17 protein-coding genes, 3 tRNA genes and 1 riboswitch are annotated in these 25,775 nt (G+C 60.5%); of the genes, 18 read left to right on the top strand and 2 right to left on the bottom strand.

The window, feature by feature from the left end; all coding sequences use genetic code 11:
- Position 1: 1 nt before the first annotated feature.
- The 3 genes from ACEN83_RS23705 (at position 2) to argR (ending at position 3,172) form a co-directional block, all read left to right on the top strand.
- Positions 2-1,114: a M14 family metallopeptidase gene (locus tag ACEN83_RS23705; RefSeq protein WP_495578591.1), complete on the top strand. Its 1,113-nt coding sequence runs from the start codon at positions 2-4 to the stop codon at positions 1,112-1,114.
- A gap of 27 nt (positions 1,115-1,141) precedes the next feature.
- On the top strand, positions 1,142-1,906 hold the full coding sequence (locus ACEN83_RS23700) for an ABC transporter ATP-binding protein (protein WP_007971015.1): 765 nt from the start codon (positions 1,142-1,144) through the stop codon (positions 1,904-1,906).
- A gap of 273 nt (positions 1,907-2,179) precedes the next feature.
- Positions 2,180-3,172, top strand: a complete 993-nt coding sequence (argR, locus tag ACEN83_RS23695; protein WP_007971017.1) for a transcriptional regulator ArgR — start codon at positions 2,180-2,182, stop codon at positions 3,170-3,172.
- 7 nt (positions 3,173-3,179) lie between these two features.
- On the opposite strand, the gene ACEN83_RS23690 is transcribed toward argR, so the two are convergent.
- Positions 3,180-8,117 (bottom strand): dermonecrotic toxin domain-containing protein, encoded by a 4,938-nt coding sequence (locus ACEN83_RS23690; RefSeq protein WP_495578590.1) that lies wholly within the window; start codon positions 8,115-8,117, stop codon positions 3,180-3,182.
- 310 nt (positions 8,118-8,427) lie between these two features.
- Between ACEN83_RS23690 and ACEN83_RS23685 the strand changes: the two genes are divergently transcribed.
- The 7 genes from ACEN83_RS23685 (at position 8,428) to astE (ending at position 16,347) form a co-directional block, all read left to right on the top strand.
- A complete protein-coding gene (locus tag ACEN83_RS23685) occupies positions 8,428-9,648 on the top strand; it encodes an aspartate aminotransferase family protein (RefSeq protein ID WP_495578589.1) in 1,221 nt (406 codons plus the stop codon).
- Positions 9,649-9,862: 214 nt separating this feature from the next.
- Positions 9,863-10,882: an arginine/ornithine succinyltransferase subunit alpha gene (aruF, locus tag ACEN83_RS23680; protein ID WP_007971023.1), complete on the top strand. Its 1,020-nt coding sequence runs from the start codon at positions 9,863-9,865 to the stop codon at positions 10,880-10,882.
- Between the two features lie 87 nt (positions 10,883-10,969).
- The gene (gene astA, locus ACEN83_RS23675; RefSeq protein WP_007971025.1) at positions 10,970-11,995 is read left to right on the top strand and encodes an arginine N-succinyltransferase; all 1,026 of its coding nucleotides are present in this window, start codon (positions 10,970-10,972) and stop codon (positions 11,993-11,995) included.
- Complete coding sequence (gene astD / locus ACEN83_RS23670; protein ID WP_495580908.1) at positions 11,992-13,461, top strand: succinylglutamate-semialdehyde dehydrogenase; 1,470 nt, start codon at positions 11,992-11,994, stop codon at positions 13,459-13,461. The genes astA and astD overlap by 4 nt, the downstream gene beginning before the upstream one ends.
- 164 nt (positions 13,462-13,625) lie before the next feature.
- On the top strand, positions 13,626-14,972 hold the full coding sequence (gene astB / locus ACEN83_RS23665) for an N-succinylarginine dihydrolase (RefSeq protein ID WP_102699826.1): 1,347 nt from the start codon (positions 13,626-13,628) through the stop codon (positions 14,970-14,972).
- A 61-nt stretch (positions 14,973-15,033) separates the two neighbouring features.
- Complete coding sequence (locus ACEN83_RS23660; protein ID WP_007971029.1) at positions 15,034-15,324, top strand: hypothetical protein; 291 nt, start codon at positions 15,034-15,036, stop codon at positions 15,322-15,324.
- 12 nt (positions 15,325-15,336) lie between these two features.
- On the top strand, positions 15,337-16,347 hold the full coding sequence (gene astE, locus ACEN83_RS23655) for a succinylglutamate desuccinylase (protein WP_116579903.1): 1,011 nt from the start codon (positions 15,337-15,339) through the stop codon (positions 16,345-16,347).
- A 127-nt stretch (positions 16,348-16,474) separates the two neighbouring features.
- Here the strand turns inward: astE and ACEN83_RS23650 are convergent, their stop codons facing one another.
- A complete protein-coding gene (locus tag ACEN83_RS23650) occupies positions 16,475-16,984 on the bottom strand; it encodes a 6,7-dimethyl-8-ribityllumazine synthase (RefSeq protein ID WP_102699825.1) in 510 nt (169 codons plus the stop codon).
- Positions 16,985-17,099: 115 nt separating this feature from the next.
- Positions 17,100-17,270, bottom strand: a riboswitch (FMN riboswitch).
- 284 nt (positions 17,271-17,554) lie between these two features.
- Here ACEN83_RS23650 and ltaE point away from each other — a divergent pair.
- The 8 genes from ltaE to mgtE all read left to right on the top strand — a co-directional run bounded on the left by ltaE (position 17,555) and on the right by mgtE (position 25,430).
- A complete protein-coding gene (ltaE, locus tag ACEN83_RS23645) occupies positions 17,555-18,559 on the top strand; it encodes a low-specificity L-threonine aldolase (protein WP_495578588.1) in 1,005 nt (334 codons plus the stop codon).
- A 146-nt stretch (positions 18,560-18,705) separates the two neighbouring features.
- Positions 18,706-21,327, top strand: coding sequence for an alanine--tRNA ligase (gene alaS / locus ACEN83_RS23640; RefSeq protein WP_495578587.1), 2,622 nt, complete (start codon positions 18,706-18,708; stop codon positions 21,325-21,327).
- Between the two features lie 91 nt (positions 21,328-21,418).
- A complete protein-coding gene (locus ACEN83_RS23635; protein ID WP_007971040.1) occupies positions 21,419-22,660 on the top strand; it encodes an aspartate kinase in 1,242 nt (413 codons plus the stop codon).
- 188 nt (positions 22,661-22,848) lie between these two features.
- Positions 22,849-23,037, top strand: a complete 189-nt coding sequence (gene csrA / locus ACEN83_RS23630; RefSeq protein ID WP_002554426.1) for a carbon storage regulator CsrA — start codon at positions 22,849-22,851, stop codon at positions 23,035-23,037.
- Positions 23,038-23,099: 62 nt separating this feature from the next.
- Positions 23,100-23,190, top strand: a tRNA-Ser gene (locus ACEN83_RS23625).
- Positions 23,191-23,297: 107 nt separating this feature from the next.
- Positions 23,298-23,374, top strand: a tRNA-Arg gene (locus ACEN83_RS23620).
- A 72-nt stretch (positions 23,375-23,446) separates the two neighbouring features.
- Positions 23,447-23,523: transfer RNA gene (locus ACEN83_RS23615), tRNA-Arg, on the top strand.
- Positions 23,524-23,987: 464 nt separating this feature from the next.
- Positions 23,988-25,430: a magnesium transporter gene (gene mgtE / locus ACEN83_RS23610; RefSeq protein WP_007971042.1), complete on the top strand. Its 1,443-nt coding sequence runs from the start codon at positions 23,988-23,990 to the stop codon at positions 25,428-25,430.
- Positions 25,431-25,775 lie beyond the last annotated feature (345 nt).

Here is a 25,775-nt window from a genome sequence, read left to right as displayed (position 1 = left end):
TATGGAACGCATCGATCATGCTTTGCCGTGGAGCCACCTGGGCAGCGAACGCCATATTTCGGTGTTCCGCTTCGGCAGTGGCGAGCGCAAGGCCTATATCCAGGCCAGCCTGCATGCCGATGAGCTGCCGGGCATGCGCACGGCGTTCGAGCTGAAAAAGCGTCTGGCCGAACTCGAAGCCCAGGGCTTGCTCAACGGTGTGGTCGAACTGGTGCCGGTGGCTAATCCACTGGGTCTGGGTCAACTGCTTCAGGGCAATCATCAAGGGCGTTTCGAGGCGGGCAGCGGCAAGAACTTCAACCGCGATTTCGTCGAGTTGAGCGCACCTGTGGCGGCTGCCTTGGCAGATAGCCTGGGTGACGATCCGCACGCCAACATTCGCCTGATCCGTCAGGCGATGGTCGATCATCTGGCCGCTTTGCCAGAGGCGAGCAGCCAGTTGCAGGGTATGCAGCGCGTTCTGCTCGGCCACGCCTGCACCGCCGATGTGGTGCTGGATCTGCATTGCGATGCCGAAGCGGCGCTGCACATGTACGCCTTGCCGCAGCACTGGCCGCAGTGGCGTTCGCTGGCTGCGCACCTGAACGTGCGGGTCGGTTTACTGGCGGAAGATTCCGGCGGCAGTTCGTTCGACGAAGCCTGCTCGTTGCCGTGGTTGCGCCTGTCGCGTCTGTTCCCGGAGGCGCAAATTCCGCTGGCCTGCCTGGCGACTACCATTGAATTGGGTGGTCAGGCCGACACCGGGCGCGCCCAAGCAGAGGCTTATGCCGAAGGCATTCTGGCGTTCCTTGCCGAGCAAGGCCTGATTGGCGGTGAATGGCCAAAAGCTGCGCAAGAGCCTTGCGAGGGCTTGCCATTCGAAGGCACTGAATTGTTGTTCGCGCCACACCCCGGTGTGGTGAGTTTCCTGCGTAAGCCCGGTGAGTGGGTTGAAGCGGGCGACGAGATTTTTGAAGTGATCGATCCGTTGGCGGATCGGGTCAGCACGGTGTGTGCTGGTACGTCCGGGGTGCTGTTTGCCATTGAACGGCTGCGTTATGCCCAACCCGGTTTCTGGCTGGCCAAGGTGGCGGGGCGCGAAGCGCTGCGTCACGGGCGCTTGCTCAACGACTGACTGACTGTTTTTGTGAGAACCGACCGCATGTACAAACTTGAAGTCCAAGACCTGCATAAACGCTATGGCAGTCACGAAGTGCTCAAGGGCGTGTCCCTGAAAGCGGCAGCCGGCGATGTGATCAGCATCATCGGCTCCAGTGGCTCCGGCAAAAGTACCTTCCTGCGCTGCATCAACCTGCTGGAGCAGCCGCACGCGGGCAAGATCCTGCTCAACAACGAAGAGTTGAAGCTGGTGGCGAACAAGGACGGCGCGTTGAAAGCCGCCGACCCGAAACAGCTGCAACGCATGCGTTCGCGCCTGTCGATGGTGTTCCAGCATTTCAACCTGTGGTCGCACATGACCGCGCTGGAAAACATCATGGAAGCGCCGGTGCACGTGCTCGGCGTGTCCAAGGCAGAAGCCCGGGAAAAAGCCGAGCACTACCTGAACAAGGTCGGCGTGGCCCATCGCAAAGATGCTTACCCGGGCCACATGTCCGGCGGCGAGCAGCAGCGCGTGGCGATTGCCCGTGCACTGGCGATGGAACCTGAGGTGATGCTGTTCGACGAACCGACCTCGGCCCTCGACCCGGAGCTGGTGGGCGACGTGTTGAAAGTCATGCAGGCCCTGGCCCAGGAAGGCCGGACCATGGTCGTGGTGACCCACGAAATGGGTTTCGCCCGTGAAGTGTCGAACCAGTTGGTGTTCCTGCACAAAGGTGTGGTCGAAGAAAGCGGCAACCCGCGTGAAGTGCTGGTCAATCCGCAATCGGAGCGTCTGCAGCAGTTCCTGTCCGGCAGCTTGAAGTAATCAGGACTGCCGTTGTGCACCTGAATAGTGCATGCTTCGCCGTTTAGAGGCCAGCCCCGATCCCGTGTGTAGGAGCTGTCGAGTGAAACGAGGCTGCGATCTTTTGATCTTGTTTTTTTAAGATCAAAAGATCGCAGCCTTCGGCAGCTCCTACAGGGTGGGGTGGCAGGCGGCTCCTGTGTTTGATCTCGGTTGGTTTCGAGATTTGCGTTCATTTACGGGCTAGCATTGGCCCATGCCTTCATCTCTGTTCTTCGCTTCGGATTGCCCACCATGACTGCCCATCGAATTGGTTTCCTGATTTGGCCCAGCACTAAAGCACTGACGCTTGCGCTGGCTGAGGAGGCCTTGCGTGTTGCCCAGCGTGTGCATCCGGACGTTGTCTATGAACTGTCGTTCCTGCAGGCCGAAGCCATTACAGACGCCGCGGCCGACAGTGCCTGGCAATTGCCGGGTGAGGCATGGACCGGCAAGTTGGAAAACTTCCAGAAACTGTTCCTGCTCGCTGACGAGCCACCGACCGCACTGGCGCCGGCGCTCAGCAGTGCGCTCAAACAGCTGGTGCGTTCCGGTTGCGTGATCGGCGGTCTGTCGGCCGGTGTGTACCCGTTGGCGCAACTTGGTTTGCTCGATGGTTATCGCGCGGCGGTGCATTGGCGCTGGCAGGATGATTTCGCCGAACGTTTCCCCAAGGTCATCGCCACCAGCCACCTGTTCGACTGGGATCGCGATCGCCTGACCGCGTGCGGCGGCATGTCGGTGCTCGACTTGTTGCTGGCCGTGTTGGCCCGCGACCATGGTGCGGAGCTGGCGGGTGCCGTATCCGAAGAGCTGGTGGTCGAGCGCATCCGCGAGGGCGGCGAGCGCCAGCGTATCCCGTTGCAGAACCGTCTCGGCTCCAGCCATCCGAAGCTCACGCAAGCCGTGTTGCTGATGGAAGCCAACATCGAAGAGCCGCTGACCACCGACGAAATCGCCCAGCACGTGTGCGTGTCCCGTCGGCAGCTGGAGCGGATCTTCAAGCAATACCTCAACCGTGTGCCGAGCCAGTACTACCTGGAGCTGCGCCTGAACAAGGCCCGGCAGATGTTGATGCAAACCAGCAAGTCGATCATCCAGATCGGCCTGTCCTGTGGCTTCTCCTCGGGGCCGCATTTCTCCAGCGCCTATCGCAATTTCTTCGGTGCCACGCCGCGGGAAGATCGCAACCAGCGGCGCAGCAGCAGCCCGTTCGAATTGTCATCGGTGCCGCCGGAACGCGGTTAGCCAGTACTCAGTCTTCAATGTCGGTGTCGGGCGCCCCATCCTCCGGCACCGGCATGTCGGCTATCTCGTCGATACCCAGATCATTCTCGGTTGCGCGAAAGTACGCAGCGATGCGTTGCAAGCTTTGCGCATTGAACGGGTTGCCGCTGAAGTCAAAGCTTTCTCCGACACCCGGGTCCACCTCCATGAGTTCGGGCGGCATCTCGGTAATGGCGTTGAAGCTCAGGTCGACGTCGGTCCAGGTCGTGATGCTCAGCACGCCCTTGGGGATTTCAGTGATGCCCGTATGGCTCAAGTCCAGTGAGGATATTTCTGTCATGTGGCTAAGGTCAGGGCTTGGGCCGAGTGGATTGTCCCGCAGGCTCAAGTGGTCAAGGTGCTCCATGCCCGCCAGGGCCTCTACCGTTTCCTGAGTCAGCGTAATGCCGCACTCCGACAAGCTCAGCACCGACAACCTGCCCATTCTGAAGATGGCTTCGGGAAGGTTGCCCAGTCGGTATCCGCGTACGGTCAGGGTGTCCAGGTTGGCAAAACTGTCCAGGAACCGGCCAAGTCCAGGTGCAATGCCTTGGGCGGTCGTCAGGTACATTTCGGGCACATGACTGAAGTCGGCTGACAGCGTCGGAAGGTCACCCATGATGGCCAGGTGTGAGACGAATCCGTACTCACCCACGGCCATGTTTTCGATGGGGATCTGGCGCCAGCAGCGTTCCAGGTTTTGCTTGAATTCGTCTCTTTTGACGTGCTCGGCAAAAATCTCCTCGGCCGTCAGCGGGGCGCCAGTAACGGAATGGGTGTCGGGCACATCGGCCGTCCACCGGCTCAGCTCGATACCGAGTCGGGTGAGTTCGAGCTCGCGACGGGTCAGGTCGGTTCGACCCTCTGCGAGGGTGCCGGGTAAGCGATAGGCGAAATCGCTGGCCTCTTCGTTGTCCAGACTTGGGTAGAGGGCTTTGACGCGATCGATATCGACCTGTTCGGCATGGACTCCAAAGTCCTTTTCGGTTCGCTGATAGTGACGTTTGATGTGTTCCCGGGTGGTCGGGGACAGAGGGTTGTTGCCAAAATCAAAGCCCTCGGTGAGGTCGTCGGGCAGATCGAAGAGGGCAGTGGGCAACTCGGTGATCTGGTTGTCATTCAAAATGGCGGTTCGAATGCTCGGGTGATTCACCAGGCCGTCGGGAATGCGGGTAATTCCGGTACCGGAAAGATCGACGTAGTTCAGCTTCGGCATGTTTGTCAGGGAAGGGCACTCACCGAGCGGGTTTTTATACAGGTCGAGCGCAGTCAATTGATTCAGGCCAGACAGGGTGGCGCGACTCTGTTCTGTGAGGGTCACGGCGCAGTCGCTGAGGATGAGTGCGTCGAGTTGGGGCCATTGGGCAATGGCGTCCGGCAACTGCCCCAGTTCGAAGTTGCGTAGCGCCAGGCGGTTGAGACTGGAAAACCCCTTCAAAAAATCATTCACACCACGGGTGGCACGATGACCTTCAAGTGTCACGCTGCGCACCTGAGGGAAATCGACGTTCAACTTTGGCAGCTCGCCAACAACCGGCTGGGAAAACTCAAAGGAAACCGGTACGCCATGGGCGCTGTCGTAGGTGGCCTGACGCCGCCAGCCGTCGAGCAAACTGGCTGTCATTTGCCGGCGCGCAAGCCGTTGACTGGCGAGCTGCTCGACGCTCAAGCGGGTTTGCGTACCCGGAACATGCAGTGGGATCTCTTCGCGCCAGGCGCTCAATTGCTCAAACAATTGCGTGTGTTGGTTAAACAGGCGCTGGAGTTCTGCGCGCGGTCCGCCGGGATTGCCTTGCAATCGTGCGGCAAAGGCTTGCAGTTCCTCTGGGGTCAGATGGGGGAACAGCCGAAAGATGTGGCTTTGTAATGAAGGGGTATTGACCGGCATCCGGTGATAACCATCGCCCCCGCCCAGCAAGCGCATCACCGCCGGATCGTAGGCAGGCTTGATATTCGGCCGTTGCGCCAGCAGCGCACGCAATGCTTCAGGAGTGAGCGCGTGGGTGCGAATCAGCTGCTTGAGCCTTTCGCCCTCACCGATGTTGAGGGCGAGGGCGATTCGCTCGCTGTCGGGCAGTGCCTGTAACAGGCTGGAATAGAGGGAGTCGGTGCCGCTGAGTTGTTCACCGGCGTCGTCGTAGGCCTGATAACCCCCTTCATCGGTCAGCACCAGCAGCTTGCGCAAGGGCGCGTCCGGCTCGCCAATGCTGTCGATAAGCGGTCCATTGTGGGTGTATTGGCGGATTTCCAGGCGCAGTTGTCCCGACCAGCCAGGCAAGCGTTCCAGGGTGTGTAACGCCAGGCGATCGGTGTCGAGATGGTTGCGCGTCGAGTACAGGTAGAGCCCTTCATAAGCGCGAGTGACGCGCACCTGCAGGCCGGCCTCCTGTGCCAGTTCGGCGAGGCGTTTGGACAAGATTCCACGCTCCAGTTGCTCGCGTTCAGCGGCACTGGCGCTGTCGAGCAGTGCTTCAGCGAGGCTGGTTGGCAAACCGGGCTCGCTGTCGATAATGCGCTGGACCAAGGGGCGCGCACCTTGTTCGATTTTGCGGTAGCGCTGGCTGAAGAGGGTTTCCCGTTTGTCGGCGGCAAGCGTTGTCAGGTAGCGGCGCACTGAGCGTGCATCGGTGCTGTCGAGGTGTTGCAGCAGGGGGGTGATCAGGTCGCCATTGTCCAGTTGCGCTTGATTGATCTGCACCACGACCCGGTTGCCTATGCCGCGCTCCCAGAGGGTTTCTCCTGTTGCGTCGATCAGTCGCAGACCCTTGTCCGCTGGCCAGTTACCGTAGTCGCAGAGCAGTTCCAGTTGCATCAGCGGATCAGCCTTCAGGTAATCGTCTGCACGATCGCTGCCGATTTGATCAATGAAGATCTGCAGGTCCTGATCAATCTTGAAGCGTTTGAGGGTGTCGGCCAGCAGCGGCGGTAGTTGTTCGGCGTCGACATGCATCTTGCGCAAGGCGTTTTCGTGGCAGCCGCTGATGCTGAGGATGCGCTCGCGTTCGCTCGCGGAAAAACGCTGCATGTCCGGACCGATACGCCGCAGCAGGGTGGCCTGGTCCCAGGTCAGTGGCTGCTCGAGTTCGGTGTGCCAGGCGCCTTTTCCGTTGTGCCTCAGGGTGGGCTGATAAGCTTCGGGACGCGTGGGGTGCTGGATACGATGGCCCCCCGTCAGCGGATCCTCTGTCACGGAGTAACGGCTGTTGTCCAGTGTCAGCAGGGTTTTGCCTTGATGGGCGTGCAGTCCCATCGAGTCGGGTTGCGCGTCGTTGGGGGTCGCGACGGTATGTTCGTAAGGCGTCAGGTCGGGCTGCCAATAGCGGGTTTCGCCATTGGGGCGTTTCACGGCGTTGAAGCGGTCAATGAATTGCACGACCTCCCGGGGCAGGACCGCGCGAAATTCGCTGACGGCGATCATGCCACCGGCCGCGAAAGTGCCCAGTTGCACTGCAGATTCAACCATCCCCATGAAATGCTCGAAGGCTTCGTTGGTCAGGCCTTCAGCCCAGTCGACAACAGCTTCGAAGGTGTCATCCAGCAGCTGATAGGCCGTGTAAGCCAGCATCAGCTCGCCAAGGAACGGGACGAACGGCAACGCGATGAAGGCTGCGATGTTCAGCAGCGCCGAGGCGATTTCCGTGAAGGAGTCCCATAACGCCCATCGGGCCTTGCGGTCGACCGTGGCCGTCGACACTGCGATCACGCGCGCGTCATTGAGGATCTTGTCGAGTTTGCGTTGATAGAGATGAACCCACAGGTCGCCTCTGATCGGCGTTGCTGCCATTTGCAGGTCGGGACGCTGGTTGGGGGCTTCTCTCCAGGTCGGCCGTGGATCGCCGGGTGGGACCGGTTGCCAGGTGATGGGATCGAGGCGGTTGTTCAGCTCGGCGAAGAAGTAACCGCGGTCTTCATGATTGATAAAACGACTGAAAAATTGTTGATAGTCGGGCGCGCGCAGGCGCTGGCTCAGTTCCTTGGCGAATGCCGCCGATGAGGGGTATTGCTTGATGGGATGTTCGGGGTCGTCAGGAATGTAGGCCACTACCCGGACCGCTTCGCGGGCGCGCTCCAGTTCCGGGGCGAACAGCACGATGCCGGTCAGGCGGGCATTCATGATCGTCAGGTCATGGCATCGCCAGGATTGGCTGTGTGCATCGGAGAGCAGGCGAAGGAGCGGCTGATGAACGTCGCTGGTCAGCAGGTTTTGCATCTGCGCCATCTGCAGGGCGACGGTCAGTGCGGTTTTTTGGCTTTCGCGAATTTTCGGTTGCAGGATCGCCGCAGCCACCGGGTTGCTGATGCCAAGGTTGTCTTCCAGGTACCTTTTATAGCGCTCACCAATGTCGAGTTCGCGGCACAGTTGGGTGAACGCCGTGATGGGCATCGTCGCCAGAATCTGTGGCAGGGTGCTGAAGTGCCCGGTGGAAGAGGGCGCAGTGATGTAAGTCGAGGCGGGCTCAAAGGCGTCGGCCTCGGTTTCTGCGCTTTCGAAGTTGTGCAGCGCGGCGTCCAGCAACGACACGGTCCAGGTGCGTGCGGCTCCGGACTTCAGGCGCAGCCAGGGGATGTGCGCGGGAATGTAAAGGCGCAGAAAGATTTTATCGACGTCCACTTCCAGGCCGAAACGTTTCTTGAGTGCGCCCTTGAGCATGGGTTCGGCGAAGGCTGTGGGGTTGAGCAGATTCGCCAGGGCCTGATCGACCCGGTTCTGGCTCGTCGTCTGCCGGGTAATGAGTCGGCCGAGTTCGGCGTGCTGATCTTTGGATGCATCCCTGATGGGGGTGGGCAACACCGGCTTGATGTTGCGCAGCGCTTCACGCCGTTTTGGCGTGGTTTGGCGAAGCCAGGGTGGAATGACGTTCATCAGATGCTGGTAATGCGCGTCGGGCCTGAAAGTCTCAGGGATGTCAGGATTTTCGGTATTCATGGGGACAGGTCCACCCTTGCGGTTGATAGACCGTCAGGAAAACCCGTAATCGAAGACGACGCGCGGTACATATCTACCGCATTCACGGAATCGGCATGGGTTACGACACAGCGACCTGCCGCAAACGTCCGCCGCCAGTTAAACTGCGCCTTTGCGACCCTATATGTCGCATTGCCGTAAACCCGGGAAAATCCGGGGTTTGCGCTATAAGAAGTTGTCGCTTGGCGGCAAGGCCGGGCTGAAAACTGTCCTTACAATCCCCCCATCGCTCGCCAGTTTCAGGCGAGTGTTTTCTCTTCAGGAGACTCCGATGTCCGTTGAGCACGCTGCGGTACAACGCGCCGATTTCGATCAGGTAATGGTTCCCAACTATGCGCCTGCCGCATTCATTCCTGTGCGTGGCGCCGGTTCCCGCGTTTGGGACCAGTCCGGTCGCGAGCTGATCGACTTCGCCGGCGGGATTGCCGTTAACGTATTGGGCCACGCGCATCCGGCGCTGGTCGGTGCCTTGACCGAGCAGGCGAACAAGCTGTGGCACGTGTCCAACGTGTTCACCAATGAGCCGGCCCTGCGCCTGGCGCACAAGCTGGTCGACGCCACCTTTGCCGACCGCGCCTTTTTCTGCAACTCCGGCGCCGAAGCCAACGAGGCCGCCTTCAAGCTGGCCCGTCGTGTCGGTTTCGACCGTTTCGGCAGCGAGAAGTACGAGATCATCGCCGCGCTCAACAGCTTCCACGGCCGTACCCTGTTCACCGTGAACGTCGGTGGCCAGTCGAAGTACTCCGATGGTTTCGGTCCGAAGATCACCGGCATCACCCATGTGCCGTACAACGATCTGGCCGCGCTGAAAGCCGCCATTTCCGACAAGACTTGCGCTGTGGTGCTGGAGCCGATCCAGGGCGAAAGCGGTGTCATCCCGGCTGAACTCGAATACCTGCAAGGTGCCCGCGAACTGTGCACCGCGCACAACGCATTGCTGATCTTCGACGAAGTGCAAACCGGCATGGGCCGTACCGGCCACCTGTTCGCCTACCAGCATTACGGCGTGACTCCGGACATCCTGACCAGCGCCAAGAGCCTGGGCGGTGGTTTCCCGATCGCCGCCATGCTGACCACCGAAGACCTGGCCAAGCACCTGGTCGTCGGCACCCACGGCACCACCTACGGCGGCAACCCGCTGGCGTGTGCGGTCGCGGAAGCCGTGATCGACGTGATCAACACCCCTGAGGTGTTGGCCGGCGTCAAGGCCAAGCACGACAAGTTCAAGGCGCGCCTTGAGCAGATCGGCGAAAAATACGGCCTGTTCACCAAGGTCCGTGGCATGGGCCTGTTGATCGGCTGCGTGTTGAGCGATGCGTGGAAAGGCAAGGCCAAGGACATCTTCAACGCCGCTGAAAAAGAAGGCTTGATGGTCCTGCAAGCCGGCCCGGACGTGGTGCGTTTCGCGCCAAGCCTGGTGGTGGAAGACACCGATATCGATGCCGGCCTGGACCGCTTCGAACGTGCCGCGGCAAAACTGACGCAAGCCTGATAGACCCTTCGACGCCTGACCGTTCAGGCGTCGAACCCAATTTTGATGCCGGGCACGATCAAATGTGGGAGCGGGCTTGCTCGCGAAAGCGGTGTATCAGTCAACATTTTTACTGTCTGACCCACCGCTTTCGCGAGCAAGCCCGCTCCCACACTGATCTCTGTGTAGGCCCGGGATTTTTCTTCTGTAAGTTCTGAGATTAAGGAGTGACACCATGCTGGTGATGCGCCCCGCGCAAATGGCTGATCTGGGCGAGGTACAGCGTCTGGCTGCGGACAGTCCGATTGGTGTCACTTCCTTGCCGGATGACGTTGAGCGCCTGAGCGACAAGATCGCGGCAAGCGAAGCCTCGTTCGCCGCCGAAGTGAGCTTCAACGGTGAGGAAAGCTATTTCTTCGTCCTCGAAGACAGTGCCACCGGCAAGCTGGTCGGTTGCTCGGCCATCGTGGCGTCGGCCGGTTACTCCGAGCCGTTCTACAGCTTTCGCAACGAAACCTTCGTGCACGCTTCGCGCGAGCTGAAGATTCACAACAAGATTCACGTGCTCTCCCAGTGCCACGACCTGACCGGCAACAGCTTGCTGACCAGTTTCTACGTGCAGCGCGATCTGGTGGGGTCGCCGTGGTCGGAACTCAACTCCCGTGGCCGCTTGCTGTTCGTGGCCAGCCATCCGGAGCGTTTTGCCGATTCCGTGGTGACCGAGATCGTCGGTTACAGCGATGAAAACGGCGACTCGCCATTCTGGGATGCCATCGGGCGCAACTTTTTCGACCTCAACTACGCTGAAGCCGAGCGTCTGTGCGGCCTGAAGAGCCGTACGTTCCTCGCCGAACTGATGCCGCATTACCCGATCTACGTGCCCCTGCTGCCGGACTCCGCGCAAGAAGCGATGGGCCAGGTGCACCCGCGGGCGCAGATCACCTTCGACATCCTGATGCGCGAAGGCTTCGAGACCGATCACTACATCGACATTTTCGACGGCGGCCCGACCCTGCATGCCCGCGTCTCGGGGATCCGTTCGATTGCCCAGAGCCGCGTGGTGCCGGTGAAGATCGGCGAGCCGGTCAAAGGTGTCGGTCGCCAGTACCTGGTGGCCAACGCCCAGTTGCAGGACTACCGCGCAGTCATGCTCGAGCTTGACTACGCGCCGGGTAAACCGGTGACCCTGGACCTGGAAGCGGCCGAAGCCCTGGGCGTCGGTGAAGGTGCCAGCGTGCGCCTGGTGGCGGTTTAACGCCTGCTGCTATGCCTATAAAGAGTGAATGCTTAGTAAAGCAGCGAGTTTCACGGGTGGCGCAAGCGGCCCGTTTGAGGAGATAGCATGATCGTTCGTCCCGTACGCAGCAGCGATTTACCCGCTCTGATCGACCTGGCCCGCAGCACCGGCACCGGCCTGACCACCTTGCCGGCCAACGAAGAGCGTCTGGCCCATCGTGTCGGCTGGGCCGAGAAGACCTTTCGCGGCGAAGCCGGGCGGGGCGATGCGGACTACCTGTTCGTGCTCGAAGACGACGACGGTCGCGTGGTGGGCATTTCCGCCATTGCCGGCGCCGTCGGCCTGCGTGAGCCCTGGTACAACTTCCGGGTCGGTCTGACGGTCAGCGCTTCCCAAGAGCTGAACATCTATCGCGAAATCCCGACGCTGTTCCTGGCCAACGACCTGACCGGCAACTCCGAGCTGTGCTCGCTGTTCCTGCACGCCGATTACCGCAGCGGTCTCAATGGCCGCATGCTGTCCAAGGCGCGGATGCTGTTCATCGCCGAATTCCCGCAACTGTTCGGCAACAAGATCATCGCCGAAATGCGCGGTGTTTCCGACGAAGCCGGGCGTTCGCCGTTCTGGGAAAGCCTGGGGCGTCACTTCTTCAAGATGGAATTCAGCCAGGCCGATTACCTGACCGGCGTGGGCAACAAGGCGTTCATCGCCGAACTGATGCCGAAATTCCCGCTGTACACCTGCTTCCTGTCGCCGGATGCGCGCAACGTGATCGGTCAGGTTCACCCGGACACCGAACCGGCGCTGGCCATGCTCAAGAGCGAAGGTTTCAGCTACCAGGGCTACGTCGACATCTTCGACGCAGGCCCGGCCATCGAATGCGAGACCGGCAAGATCCGTGCGGTACGCGACAGCCAGGCGCTGGTGCTGGCCGTCGGCACGCCGGGTGATGACGCCACGCCATTCATCATCCACAACCGCAAGCGCGAAGACTGCCGCATCACTGCTGCGCCGGCACGTCTGGCCGCCGGCACCCTGGTAGTCGATCAGCAGACCGCCAAACGTCTTCAACTCAACGCTGGCGATCAAGTGCGCGCCGTGGCGTTGTCCGCAGCTCGGGAGTCGAAATAATGAAGTCGCTTTACATCGCAGGTGAATGGCTGACCGGTCAGGGCGAAGCCTTCGAATCGCTGAACCCGGTGAACCAGCAGGTGCTGTGGTCCGGCGTCGGTGCCACCGCCGCTCAGGTCGAGTCGGCTGTGCAGGCGGCGCGTCAGGCGTTCCCGGGCTGGGCGCGGCGTACCCTGGAAGAGCGTATCTCGGTGCTGGAGGCCTTTGCTGCCGCACTGAAGAATCATGCGGACGAACTGGCCCGCACCATCGGCGAAGAAACCGGCAAGCCCCTGTGGGAAGCGGCGACCGAAGTCACCAGCATGGTCAACAAGATCGCCATCTCGGTACAGAGCTACCGCGAACGTACCGGCGAGAAGAGCGGCCCGCTGGGCGACGCCACCGCTGTGCTGCGCCACAAGCCTCACGGTGTAGTCGCGGTGTTTGGTCCTTACAACTTCCCGGGCCACTTGCCGAACGGCCACATCGTGCCGGCACTACTGGCGGGTAACAGCGTGCTGTTCAAGCCCAGCGAGCTGACACCGAAAGTGGCCGAGTTGACGGTCAAGTGCTGGATCGAGGCCGGTCTGCCGGCGGGCGTGTTGAACCTGCTGCAAGGCGCTCGCGAAACCGGTATCGCCCTGGCGGCGAACCCGGGCATCGACGGCCTGTTCTTCACCGGTTCCAGCCGTACCGGCAACCACCTGCACCAGCAATTCGCCGGTCGTCCGGACAAGATCCTCGCGCTGGAGATGGGCGGTAACAACCCACTGGTGGTCGATCAGGTCGCCGACCTCGATGCCGCCGTGTACACCATCATTCAGTCGGCCTTCATCTCCGCCGGCCAACGTTGCACCTGTGCCCGCCGCTTGCTGGTGCCGCAGGGTGCCTGGGGCGACTCGCTGCTGGCGCGCCTGGTGGCCGTCAGCGCGACAATTGAAGTCGGTGCCTTCGATCAACAGCCGGCGCCATTCATGGGCTCGGTGGTTTCCCTCGGTGCGGCAAAAGCGCTGATGGACGCCCAGCAACACCTGCTGTCCAATGGCGCCGTGGCGCTGTTGGAAATGACCCAGCCTCAGGCTCAGTCGGCCTTGCTGACCCCAGGCATCCTGGACGTGACCGCCGTTGCCGATCGTCCTGACGAAGAGCTGTTCGGCCCGTTGCTGCAAGTGATCCGCTACGCTGATTTTGAAGCGGCGATCGCTGAAGCCAACGACACCGCGTACGGCTTGGCCGCCGGTCTGCTGTCGGACTCCGAAGCGCGTTACCAGCAATTCTGGCTGGAAAGCCGTGCCGGTATCGTCAACTGGAACAAACAGCTGACCGGTGCCGCGAGCAGCGCGCCCTTCGGCGGCGTCGGCGCCTCGGGCAACCATCGCGCCAGCGCCTACTACGCGGCGGATTACTGCGCGTACCCGGTGGCCTCGCTGGAAACGCCGAGCCTGGTGTTGCCTGCGGCCCTGACACCAGGCGTGAAGATGGCGTAGCGCCCATTCGCGGGCAAGCCCGCTCCCACAAGGACTGCGTCGAACACAAAATTTGTGAACACTGCTGAACCTGTGGGAGCGGGCTTGCCCGCGAAGGCCGCGCCTCGGTCTAAATCAATTGTTACTCGATGCCTATAACAACAGATTCTCGTGGAGCCTCGCTGATGAAATCCTATGAAGTCAATTTTGACGGTCTAGTGGGGCCGACCCATAACTACGGCGGCCTGTCCTACGGCAACGTCGCGTCCCAGAGCAACAGCCAGCAGTCTTCCAACCCCAAGGAGGCGGCGCTGCAGGGCCTGGCGAAGATGAAAGCGCTGATGGAAATGGGTTTCCAGCAAGGCGTGCTGGCACCGCAAGAGCGCCCGGACGTGGCCGCATTGCGTCGCCTGGGCTTTGGCGGCACTGACGCTCAAGTGATCGAGCGCGCTGCCAAAGACGCGATGCCGCTGCTGGTGGCCAGTTGCTCGGCCTCGAGCATGTGGGTGGCCAACGCCGCCACCGTCAGCCCGAGCGCTGACACCGCTGACGGCCGTGTGCATTTCACCGCTGCCAACCTCAACTGCAAATATCACCGCAGCATCGAACACCCGACCACCAGCCGCGTGCTGGGTGCGATGTTCGCTGACCAGAAACACTTCGCCCACCATGCCGCCTTGCCGGCCGTGGCGCAGTTCGGTGACGAAGGGGCGGCCAACCACACGCGTTTCTGCCGTGAATACGGCGAAGCCGGTGTCGAGTTCTTCGTGTTCGGCCGCAGCGCGTTCGACACCCGCTACCCGGCTCCGCAGAAGTACCCGGCGCGCCAGACCCTCGAAGCGTCCCAGGCCGTTGCCCGTCTGCACGGTTTGAGTGATGACGGCGTGGTCTACGCCCAGCAGAACCCGTCGGTGATCGATCAGGGCGTGTTCCACAACGACGTGATCGCCGTGGGTAATGGCGAGGTGCTGTTCTATCACGAGGACGCGTTCCTCGAGACCGAGAAGATGCTCGCTGAATTGCAGAGCAAACTCGCCAAGGCCGGTGGGAAATTTCAGTCAGTCTGCGTACCGCGTTCCGCAGTAAGTGTGGAAGACGCGGTTCGTTCCTACCTGTTCAATAGCCAACTGCTGTCGCGTCCTGACGGCTCCATGCTGTTGATCGTGCCGGAAGAATGCCGTGGCAACGAGCGTGTCTGGCAATACTTGCAGGGTCTGACCAGCTCCGGCGGGCTGATCCGCGAAGTGAAAGTCTTCGATCTCAAGCAGAGCATGCAGAACGGCGGTGGCCCGGCTTGCCTGCGGTTGCGCGTCGCACTCAACGAAACCGAACTGGCGGCCGTCAACCCAGGGGTTATCATGACGGCACCGTTGTACGGCACACTGACCGAATGGGTCGAGAAGCACTACCGCGACCGCATGACCGAAAACGATCTGGCGGACCCGCAATTGTTGCTTGAGTGCCGGACGGCACTGGATGAACTGACGCAAATCCTTAAACTGGGCGCGGTTTATCCATTCCAGATCAATTGATCGACGACGCGCTGCCCCGGATGGCAGTGCGTCGCTTCATCTCAAACGAGAGCGTAAAGACATGAGCGATACCCTGCAGCTGATCCTTGAAGACACCGACGGCACGCAACTGGAGACGTCCTGCACCCGCGTCGCGGTCCTGTGGCAAGGCAAAGAGCTGTGGATCCAGCAGGACGGCCGTGGCCAGTTGCTGATCGGCGTGGACGTCGAAGAAGGCGATGCCGAATACGCCAACCTGCTGCTGCGCCCATTGGCGACTAATCTGGTAAGTCTGCAACTGGAGATGGAACCGGCTGACCTCACCGACGATGAGGACCATGTTCACGGCCCGGACTGCAACCACGATCACTAAGGAAACCGCTCTATGCTCGCCCTCGGCAAACTGCTTGAACTGACCCTCGCCGGCCGCGAACCGGCGGAGAAGACTCAACTGACTGTCGAAGGCGTGCGCATGCGCTGGTTGAGCGAAGGTGCGCTGGAAGTCCGGCCACCTGAAGCGCGTGACAATGGCTTGGACCTGCTGCTGTCGGCGGGGATCCACGGCAACGAAACAGCACCGATCGAGTTGCTCGATCGCCTGTTGCACGACATTGCCCGCGGCGACCTGAAGCCGCGCGCACGTATTCTGTTCCTGTTCGGCAACCCCGAAGCGATTCGCAAAGGCGAGCGCTTTGTCGAGCAGGACGTCAATCGGCTGTTCAACGGCCGTCATGAACAAAGCAGCGGCTCCGAAGCCTTGCGCGCCTGTGAGCTGGAGCGTTTGGCGGCCAGCTTTTTCAGCCTGCCGGACCGTCAGCGCTTGCACTACGACCTGCACACGGCGATTCGCGGCTCGAAAATCGAGCAGTTCGCCCTGTACCCGTGGAAAGAAGACCGCCAGCATTCGCGCCAGGAACTGGCGCGCCTGCGTGCCGCCGGTATGGAAGCGGTGTTGCTGCAGAACAAGCCGTCCATCGTGTTCAGCGCCTACACCTACGACAAGCTCGGTGCCGAGGCCTTCACCCTGGAGTTGGGCAAGGCGCGGCCGTTCGGGCAGAACGCCGGGGTCAACGTGTCGCTGCTGGAGGCGCGCCTCAAGCAGATCATCGAAGGCACCGAGCCGGAACTGACTGAAGCGGCACTGGACGGTTTGCAGCTGTACAGCGTGGCGCGGGAAATCATCAAGCACAGCGACAGCTTTCGCCTGAACCTGCCGGCGGACGTCGAGAACTTCTCGGAGCTGGAAGTGGGTTACCTGCTGGCGGAAGACATCGCCAACACCCGCTGGATCATCGAGGAGGAGGGCGCCCGGATCATCTTCCCGAACCCCAGGGTGAAGAATGGCCTGCGCGCAGGCATCCTGGTGGTGCCGACCACCGACGAAAACCTCGCCTGATCTGATAAGCCCCCTGTAGGAGCGAGCTTGCTCGCGATGGACTTGAGAACGCCGCGGGGTATCAGATACCCAGCGTTATCGTTGACGACCATCGCGAGCAAGCTCGCTCCTACAGGGGATTGTGGTGTTAGACGGCTACCGCACGAGGTTCAGTGCGGCGCAGCGCACGGATCTTCATCAGCGTATCCGCACAGGTTTTCGCCGCTTCCTGGCCTTTATGCACGAAATGCTCGAAGAAGAACTTCTGGTGCTCTTCGCCGGCATGGAAGTGGTGCGGGGTCAGGGACACCGAGAACACCGGCACTTCGGTTTCCAGTTGAACCTGCATCAGGCCGCTGACCACCGATTGGGCGACGAACTCGTGACGGTAGATCCCGCCGTCCACCACCAGGGCGGCCGCGACGATGCCGGCATAACGACCGGTCTTGGCCAGCAACTTGGCGTGCAGGGGCATTTCGAAGGCACCGCCGACTTCGAAGAAGTCGATGTCGGATTCCTGATAACCCTGGGCAATCATTTCGGCGAGGAAACCTTTACGGCTCTGATCGACGATTTCCTTGTGCCAGCAGGCCTGGATGAACGCGACGCGCTCGCCGTGATGGTGTTTGCTTTTGCTGTCAATTGCGGTGGGTTGCATGTTCTGACTCCTGTTTGTGTGAAAAAACAGGGCGTTATGAATCGAAGGGGATCTGAGGGTACGCAGGCACGAATGCCTGCGGACGGCGCTTTGGTATAGAGCTAGGCGGCGTCAATCCCGTTCTCTCTTCATCCGGACTATGACCGTCGGCCCCGGGATCACACCGGGTCTGCTGACCTTGCTGTCAGGCACCGCCGAAGCCGTGCTGCCATCAAGCGCTCGCGGGCTATGCGCATTGCGCGCAATTACCGCCGGTGGGGAGTTGCACCCCGCCCTGAGAACGTTTTTGCCGCCGGAATGTTTGGCGGCGCAGCGTTTTTATCACATATTTCCGATATGCGCATGACCAATACCGGTCACTAAAGGTGGGGAACCTGTGGGAGCGGGCTTGCTCGCGAAGACGGTTTAACATCCAGCGCAAATGTCGACTGTCAGTCCGCCTTCGCGAGCAAGCCCGCTCCCACATGGGCGCATTTCGTCTTTTACTCGTTCAAGGGTTGATTAATCGCCGCCATGCCCGCAGTAATTCTTTCCTGAAAGGGATTTCCCCTGCTTACCGAGGCCAGATTCATGAGCGTTATCGATCTTCGCAGCGACACCGTCACCCAACCTTGCGCCGGCATGCTGGACGCAATGGCCAAAGCCGCCACCGGCGACGACGTGTATGGCGAAGATCCGACGGTCAATCAGCTGGAGGCCGAACTGGCCAAGCGCCTGGGGTTTGCCGCGGCGCTGTTCGTGCCGACCGGGACCATGAGCAATCTGCTGGGGTTGATGGCCCACTGCGAGCGCGGTGACGAGTACATCGTCGGCCAGCAGGCCCACACCTATAAGTACGAAGGTGGCGGCGCAGCGGTGCTCGGCTCGATCCAGCCGCAGCCGCTGGAAGTGCAGGCCGATGGCTCGCTGGACCTGGCACAGGTCGCGGCGGCGATCAAACCGGACGACTTCCACTTCGCCCGCACCCGCTTGCTGGCGCTGGAAAACACCATGCAGGGCAAGGTCCTGCCGCTGGAATACCTGGCCCGGGCGCGCAGCTTTACCCGCGAGCAGGGTTTGCAGCTGCACCTGGACGGCGCACGTCTGTACAACGCGGCAGTGAAGCTGGGTGTGGATGCCCGGGAAATCACCCGGTATTTCGATTCGGTCTCGGTGTGCCTGTCCAAAGGCCTGGGTGCCCCGGTCGGTTCGGTGCTGTGCGGCTCGGTCGAGCTGATCGGCAAGGCGCGGCGCCTGCGCAAGATGGTCGGTGGCGGCATGCGTCAGGCCGGTATTCTGGCGGCGGCGGGCCTGTATGCGCTGGATCACAACGTTCAGCGCCTGGCCGATGACCATGCCAACGCGCAGTTGCTGGCCGAAGGCCTGCGTGCGGCGGGCTTCGAGGTCGAGCCGGTACAGACCAATATGGTATATGTGCAGATGGGCGACCAGGCCGAGGCGCTCAAGGCCTTTGCCGCTGAGCGCGGGATCAGGCTCAGTGCGGCCGCGCGTCTGCGCATGGTCACGCACATGGACGTCAGCCGTGGGCAAATCGAGCAAGTCGTCGCGACATTCGTCGACTTTTCGCGCAAGTGATAGCGTTAGCGCTCCAATTGACCGTTTCTATCGTATAAACACGCTGTACCCCGCGCGCAGGGCCGATATAATGCGGCCCTTTGCCGTCGCTTCGTCTGTTGACGTTTCGAACAGGCCTTTGGCCGCAGCCTCCGTGGAAGAACCTAATGAAAAGCGCAGAAATCCGTGAAGCCTTCCTTCGCTTCTTCGAAGAGCAAGGCCACACCCGTGTAGCCTCCAGCTCTTTGATTCCGGGCAACGACCCAACCCTGCTGTTCACCAACGCGGGGATGAACCAGTTCAAGGACTGCTTCCTGGGCCAGGAAAAACGCGCGTACACCCGCGCGGTCAGCAGCCAGAAATGCGTGCGCGCCGGCGGCAAGCACAACGACCTGGAAAACGTCGGTTATACCGCTCGTCACCACACCTTCTTCGAAATGCTGGGTAACTTCAGCTTTGGCGATTATTTCAAGCGTGATGCCATCAGCTACGCCTGGAACTTCCTGACTTCCGACAAATGGCTGAACCTGCCGAAGGAAAAGCTCTGGGTCACCGTCTACGCCAGCGATGACGAGGCGTACGACATCTGGACCAAGGAAATCGGGGTTCCGGCCGAGCGCATGGTGCGCATCGGCGACAACAAGGGCGCGCCGTACGCTTCCGACAACTTCTGGACCATGGGCGATACCGGCCCGTGCGGTCCTTGCACCGAGATTTTCTACGATCACGGCGCCGACATCTGGGGCGGCCCACCGGGCTCGCCGGAAGAAGACGGCGACCGTTACATCGAGATCTGGAACAACGTGTTCATGCAGTTCAACCGCACCGCCGATGGCGTGTTGCACCCGCTGCCAGCGCCGTCGGTGGACACCGGCATGGGCCTGGAGCGGATCAGTGCCGTGCTGCAGCACGTTCACTCGAACTATGAAATCGACCTGTTCCAGAGCCTGCTGAGCGCGTCGGCCAAGGCCATCGGCTGCACCAACGACGCCCAGGCTTCGCTGAAAGTCGTGGCTGACCACATTCGTTCCTGCGGCTTCCTGATCGCCGACGGCGTGCTGCCGTCCAACGAAGGCCGCGGCTACGTGCTGCGCCGGATCATCCGTCGCGCCTGCCGTCACGGCAACAAGCTGGGCGCCAAGGGCAGCTTCTTCTACCAGATCGTCGCGGCCCTGGTCGCCGAGATGGGCGAGGCTTTCCCTGAGCTGAAATCCCAGCAGACACACATCGAGCGCGTGCTGAAGGCCGAAGAAGAGCAATTCGCCAAGACCCTGGAGCAGGGGCTGAAGATCCTCGAGCAGGATCTGGCTGAACTCAAAGGCGACGTGGTGCCGGGCGACGTGGTGTTCAAACTCTACGACACCTACGGTTTCCCGATGGACCTGACCGGCGACATCGCTCGCGAGCGCAGCCTGACCATCGACGAAGCAGGTTTCGAGCGCGAAATGGAAGCCCAGCGCGTCCGTGCCCGTTCCGCCAGCTCCTTCGGCATGGACTACAACAGCCTGGTCAAGGTCGATGTGGACACCGAGTTCACCGGTTACACCGCTCACAGCGGTTCTGCCAAAATCGTTGCTCTCTATAAGGACGGGCAATCGGTTGACGTGCTGAGCGAAGGCGAAGAGGGCGTGATCGTCCTCGATCAGACACCGTTCTATGCGGAATCCGGTGGCCAGATCGGTGATTGCGGCTTCCTGCAGGCCGGTGCTGCGCGTTTCGACGTGCGCGACACCACCAAGACCGGTGGTGCGTTCCTGCACCACGGCGTGCTGGATTCGGGCAGCCTGATCGTAGGTACTCCGGTGGAGACTCATGTCGACGCCGAAGTGCGCCACGCGACTTCGCTGAATCACTCGGCGACTCACTTGCTGCACGCTGCATTGCGCCAGGTACTGGGCGACCACGTCCAGCAGAAAGGTTCGTTGGTCGACAGTCAGCGTCTGCGCTTCGACTTCAGCCACTTCGAAGCGATCAAGCCTGAGCAACTGAAAGCGCTGGAAGAAATCGTCAACGCCGAGATTCGCAAGAATTCCGAGGTTGAAACCGAAGAAACCGATATCGAAACCGCCAAGCAGAAAGGCGCCATGGCGCTGTTCGGCGAGAAGTACGGCGATAGCGTGCGCGTACTGAGCATGGGGGATTTCTCCGTCGAGCTGTGCGGCGGTATCCACGCCAACCGTACCGGCGACATCGGCCTGCTGAAAATCATCAGCGAAGGCGGTGTGGCATCGGGTGTGCGTCGTATTGAAGCCGTCACTGGTGCTGCGGCGCTGGCTTACTTGAACGCGGCGGAAGAACAACTCAAGGAAGCGGCCAGCCTGGTCAAGGGCAGCCGCGACAACCTGATCGACAAGCTGTCGGCTGTGCTGGAGCGCAACCGTCTGCTGGAGAAGCAACTCGAGCAGTTGCAAGCCAAGGCTGCCAGTGCCGCGGGCGACGATCTGTCGGCCCAGGCGCAGGACGTCAAGGGTGTGAAAGTGCTGGCCGTGCGTCTGGACGGTCAGGATGGCAAGGCGCTGCTGGCGCTGGTCGATCAACTGAAAAACAAACTCGGCCGCGCAGTGATCCTGCTCGGCAGTGTCCATGAGGAAAAGGTCGTTCTGGTTGCAGGCGTAACCAAAGACCTGACTGGCCAACTCAAAGCCGGTGATTTGATGAAGCAAGCCGCTGCGGCAGTGGGCGGGAAGGGCGGTGGTCGTCCAGACATGGCGCAAGGCGGCGGTACCGACGCTGGCGCACTGGATGCGGCACTGGCGCTGACCGTTCCGTTTGTAGAGCAGGGTCTATAAGGCAGTGCTTGCGGCTCGTAGTCTAGTGGCGGGCCGCAATGCTGTTTGAGTGATTATTTGGGCGCCCTTCATGGGCAGAGGCGGCTTTGAAATGGCTTTGATCGTACAGAAATTTGGAGGCACCTCGGTCGGCACTGTCGAGAGAATCGAGCAGGTCGCCGACAAGGTTAAGAAATTCCGCGATGCCGGCGATGACCTGGTGGTTGTGCTGTCTGCAATGAGCGGCGAAACCAACCGTCTGATCGATCTGGCCAAGCAAATCAGTGGCGACGGCCAACCGGTTCCGCGCGAGCTGGACGTGATCGTCTCCACCGGTGAGCAGGTGACGATTGCCCTGTTGGCCATGGCGCTGATCAAGCGCGGCGTGCCGGCGGTGTCGTACACCGGCAATCAGGTGCGGATTCTGACGGATAGCGCGCACAATAAAGCGCGTATCTTGCAGATTGATGACCAGAAGATTCGCGGTGACCTGAAGGCAGGTCGTGTGGTGGTTGTCGCCGGTTTCCAGGGCGTCGACGAGCACGGCAACATCACCACCCTCGGTCGTGGCGGTTCCGACACCACCGGCGTGGCGCTGGCGGCGGCCCTGAAGGCTGACGAATGCCAGATCTACACCGACGTCGACGGTGTCTACACCACCGACCCGCGTGTGGTGTCCGTGGCCCAGCGCCTGGACAAGATCACCTTCGAAGAGATGCTGGAAATGGCCAGCCTCGGTTCCAAGGTGTTGCAGATCCGCGCGGTCGAGTTCGCCGGCAAGTACAACGTTCCGCTGCGCGTACTGCACAGCTTCAAGGAGGGTCCGGGCACCCTCATTACTATTGATGAAGAGGAAACCATGGAACAGCCGATCATTTCCGGTATCGCTTTCAACCGCGATGAAGCCAAGCTGACCATCCGTGGCGTGCCAGACATTCCGGGCGTTGCCTTCAAGATTCTCGGCCCGATCAGTGCCGCGAACATCGAAGTCGACATGATCGTGCAGAACGTCGCGCACGATAACACCACCGACTTCACCTTCACCGTGCACCGCAACGACTACCAGGCGGCGCAAGCCGTGCTGGAAAAAACCGCTGGCGAGCTGGGTGCCCGTGAAGTCGTGGGCGACACCAAGATCGCCAAGGTCTCGATCGTCGGCGTCGGCATGCGCTCTCACGCAGGCGTGGCCAGCCGCATGTTCGAATCCCTGGCCAAGGAAAGCATCAACATCCAGATGATCTCGACCTCGGAAATCAAAGTCTCCGTAGTGATCGAAGAGAAGTACCTGGAGCTGGCTGTGCGCGCTCTGCACACGGCTTTCGAACTGGACGCACCGGCCCGCCAGGGCGAGTGATGCGTTTGCCAGAAGGCGCGGTCTGACCGCGCCTTTTGTTTTTTTGAATGGCGTGACCCCCGAGACTGTTCTTTTGCTCGCGCTAGTCAATACTCAGGCATGTAGGGCTGCGACCGCTCCGGTTGTGGGTCGAGTGCCTTTTTTTTGCAGACTGTTGTCCCTGAAATGAAATGCGTGAGGAGAAAGGTATGCTGATTCTGACTCGTCGGTGTGCAGAAAGCCTGATTATCGGTGATGGCGAAATCACCGTGACCGTACTCGGCGTCAAAGGAAATCAAGTGCGCATCGGCGTTAATGCCCCCAAAGAGGTCGCTGTTCACCGGGAAGAAATTTACCTGCGTATCAAGAAAGAGAAGGACGAAGAACCAAGCCATTAATTTTTATCGTTTTTTATGTTTGCAAACGGGGAAGAAGCTGGTTAATATACGCCCCGTGTTGCGGAGAGCTGGCCGAGTGGCCGAAGGCGCTCCCCTGCTAAGGGAGTACACCTCAAAAGGGTGTCGGGGGTTCGAATCCCCCGTTCTCCGCCATTATTTGCTTAGTACGTTGTAATCTGGCTTTTTCGGTAAGTTGTTGAAATTACTAGAAAAAGTGTTTGACATAGAGATTAGACGGCCTATAATGCGCGGCAACAAATGCACTCGTAGCTCAGCTGGATAGAGTACTCGGCTACGAACCGAGCGGTCACAGGTTCGAATCCTGTCGAGTGCACCATTTAAGAGTCATCTGCAGTAATGTGAATGACTTGGCTTCAACCAGTTGTGATCTGGTCTAAAAACACAAATTGCACTCGTAGCTCAGCTGGATAGAGTACTCGGCTACGAACCGAGCGGTCACAGGTTCGAATCCTGTCGAGTGCACCATACAACAAAAAGCCCGCATTTTATGCGGGCTTTTTGCCGTCCGGGATTTGGCTTTTCCCTTCTTGCATCCCTTCCCGTCGAACGCCACGCGTGCCTGGCGTCTTGCTGGCTCCTGCTGGTTGAAGATCGCCTCTGTGTGCTCCCGTGCGTCCTGCGTGGCATTCCTTTTCAAGGCTGGCGGCTACAATTTTCGAAGGGGCGTGTGTTTTCCTCTCGGATTGCGTCGTCGCATTTTCACGGATCAGGACGATGCTCAGGTTTGTTGTGCAAGCGCTTGTTTCAGCCAAGATTTTTTAACGTTTAAAACCGTCAGGCGGTGTATCATTGCGCCCGTCAGCCCCGCCGGGGCTTGTGGAATACCTCCATGGACTTACCCAGTAGTTACTCAGTACCCCGTTTTACCAATCATGAATTGACTGATTGATCCTTCCGGCGTGCCCCGCTGCTGGGAGTGGAGTTCGCCTATGTCCGAAGTTGAAGTAAAGAAAACGCAGGAAAGCTTGCAGGATCGCCTGGCTCAGGTGGTTGAGTTGCTGCAGCGCCAGCGAGTGGTAGAAGACCTGACTCACCGCCAGGAAGGCCCGCATCATGACCGGGTCGAGAACCTGGTCCACCGGCAGAACCTCGTCGAGTTGCAACGCAAGCTCGATGACCTGCACTCCGCCGACGTCGCCTACATCCTTGAAGCCTTGCCGCTGGACGATCGTCTGACGCTCTGGCAATTGGTCAAGGCCGATCGCGACGGCGACATTCTCCTTGAAGTATCCGATTCGGTCCGTGAATCGCTGATCGCCGACATGGACGATCACGAGCTCCTGGCAGCCGCCAAGGACATGGACGCCGACGAACTCGCTGACCTGGCTTCCGAGCTGCCGCGAGACGTCGTCCATGAGCTCATGGAGACCCTCGACCAGCAACAACGCGAGCGTGTGCGTTCGGCACTGTCCTACGACGAGGAGCAGGTCGGTGCGTTGATGGACTTCGAGATGGTGACCATCCGCGAGGATGTCAGCCTTGAAGTGGTCCTGCGTTATCTGCGTCGTCTGAAAGAGCTGCCGGGCCACACCGACAAGCTGTTCGTGGTCGATTACGACGGCGTCCTCAAGGGCGTTTTGCCGATCAAGCGTTTGCTGGTCAACGATCCGGACAAACAGGTTTCCGAGGTGATGGCCAGCGATCCGGTGAGTTTCCACCCGGACGAAGACGCCTACGATGCCGCCCAGGCATTTGAACGTTACGACTTGATCTCCGCACCCGTGGTCGACAAGAACGGCAAGCTGATCGGCCGTCTGACCATCGATGAAATGGTCGACCTGATCCGTGAAGAGAGCGAAAGCGAAGTTCTCAACATGGCGGGTCTGCGTGAAGAAGAAGACATTTTTGCGTCGGTCTGGAAATCCCTGCGCAACCGTTGGGCCTGGCTGGCGATCAACCTGATTACCGCGTTCGTGGCTTCCCGGGTCATCGGTTTGTTCGAGGGTTCGATCGAGAAGCTCGTGGCGCTGGCGGCGTTGATGCCGATCGTGGCGGGGATCGGTGGGAACTCGGGCAACCAGACCATCACCATGATTGTTCGGGCCATGGCGCTGGACCAGGTGAGCACCGGCAATACCTCGCGCCTGATGCGCAAGGAGTTGGCGGTAGCCTTGATTAATGGCGTGATATGGGGCGGGGTGATCGGTGTGGTCGCCTATCTGCTGTATGGCAGTTGGTCACTCGGCGTGGTGATGACCGCCGCGATGACGCTCAACCTGTTGCTGGCGGCGTTGATGGGGGTCTTGATTCCAATGACGTTGGCGAAAATGGGCCGCGATCCAGCGATGGGTGCCAGCGTGATGATTACGGCCATGACCGACAGCGGAGGCTTTTTCATCTTCCTCGGGCTGGCGACAATTTTCCTGCTCTGATGCCCTGTTTACTGAAAACCCGCCTTCTGGCGGGTTTTTTGTGCTCGGGTGAAACTGTAGGAGCCAGCCTGCTGGCGATGGACTCAAGGGCGCCGCGTTTATCCAGTTTGCCCGCGTTATCGTTAACGACCATCGCTGGCAAGCCAGCTCCCACAAAGGAACGTGCCCACGCGGGAAAACTGTAGGAGCCAGCCTGCTGGCGATGGACTCAAGTGCGCCGCGTTTATCCAGTTCACCCGCGTTATCGTTAACGACCATCGCTGGCAAGCCAGCTCCTACAAGGGACCGTGCCCGCGCTGAAACTGTAGGAGCCAGCTTGCTGGCGATGGACTCCAGTGCGCCGCG

This window comes from Pseudomonas sp. Pseusp49, from assembly GCF_059491875.1.
Note: the sequence above shows the minus strand (reverse complement) of the source record. Positions and strands in the feature narration are given on the sequence as shown.

What these genes read in the sequence shown, in the direction of transcription:
- ACEN83_RS23700 (WP_007971015.1), top strand. Translation starts at nt 1,142, where the DNA reads ATGTACAAACTTGAAGTCCAAGACCTGCATAAACGCTATGGCAGTCAC.
- astA (WP_007971025.1), top strand. Translation starts at nt 10,970, where the DNA reads ATGATCGTTCGTCCCGTACGCAGCAGCGATTTACCCGCTCTGATCGAC.
- ACEN83_RS23650 (WP_102699825.1), bottom strand. Translation starts at nt 16,984, where the DNA reads ATGCAACCCACCGCAATTGACAGCAAAAGCAAACACCATCACGGCGAG.
- mgtE (WP_007971042.1), top strand. Translation starts at nt 23,988, where the DNA reads ATGTCCGAAGTTGAAGTAAAGAAAACGCAGGAAAGCTTGCAGGATCGC.
- ACEN83_RS23685 (WP_495578589.1), top strand. Translation starts at nt 8,428, where the DNA reads ATGTCCGTTGAGCACGCTGCGGTACAACGCGCCGATTTCGATCAGGTA.
- astE (WP_116579903.1), top strand. Translation starts at nt 15,337, where the DNA reads ATGCTCGCCCTCGGCAAACTGCTTGAACTGACCCTCGCCGGCCGCGAA.
- alaS (WP_495578587.1), top strand. Translation starts at nt 18,706, where the DNA reads ATGAAAAGCGCAGAAATCCGTGAAGCCTTCCTTCGCTTCTTCGAAGAG.
- ltaE (WP_495578588.1), top strand. Translation starts at nt 17,555, where the DNA reads ATGAGCGTTATCGATCTTCGCAGCGACACCGTCACCCAACCTTGCGCC.
- csrA (WP_002554426.1), top strand. Translation starts at nt 22,849, where the DNA reads ATGCTGATTCTGACTCGTCGGTGTGCAGAAAGCCTGATTATCGGTGAT.
- argR (WP_007971017.1), top strand. Translation starts at nt 2,180, where the DNA reads ATGACTGCCCATCGAATTGGTTTCCTGATTTGGCCCAGCACTAAAGCA.
- aruF (WP_007971023.1), top strand. Translation starts at nt 9,863, where the DNA reads ATGCTGGTGATGCGCCCCGCGCAAATGGCTGATCTGGGCGAGGTACAG.
- ACEN83_RS23705 (WP_495578591.1), top strand. Translation starts at nt 2, where the DNA reads ATGGAACGCATCGATCATGCTTTGCCGTGGAGCCACCTGGGCAGCGAA.
- ACEN83_RS23660 (WP_007971029.1), top strand. Translation starts at nt 15,034, where the DNA reads ATGAGCGATACCCTGCAGCTGATCCTTGAAGACACCGACGGCACGCAA.
- ACEN83_RS23690 (WP_495578590.1), bottom strand. Translation starts at nt 8,117, where the DNA reads ATGAATACCGAAAATCCTGACATCCCTGAGACTTTCAGGCCCGACGCG.
- astB (WP_102699826.1), top strand. Translation starts at nt 13,626, where the DNA reads ATGAAATCCTATGAAGTCAATTTTGACGGTCTAGTGGGGCCGACCCAT.
- ACEN83_RS23635 (WP_007971040.1), top strand. Translation starts at nt 21,419, where the DNA reads ATGGCTTTGATCGTACAGAAATTTGGAGGCACCTCGGTCGGCACTGTC.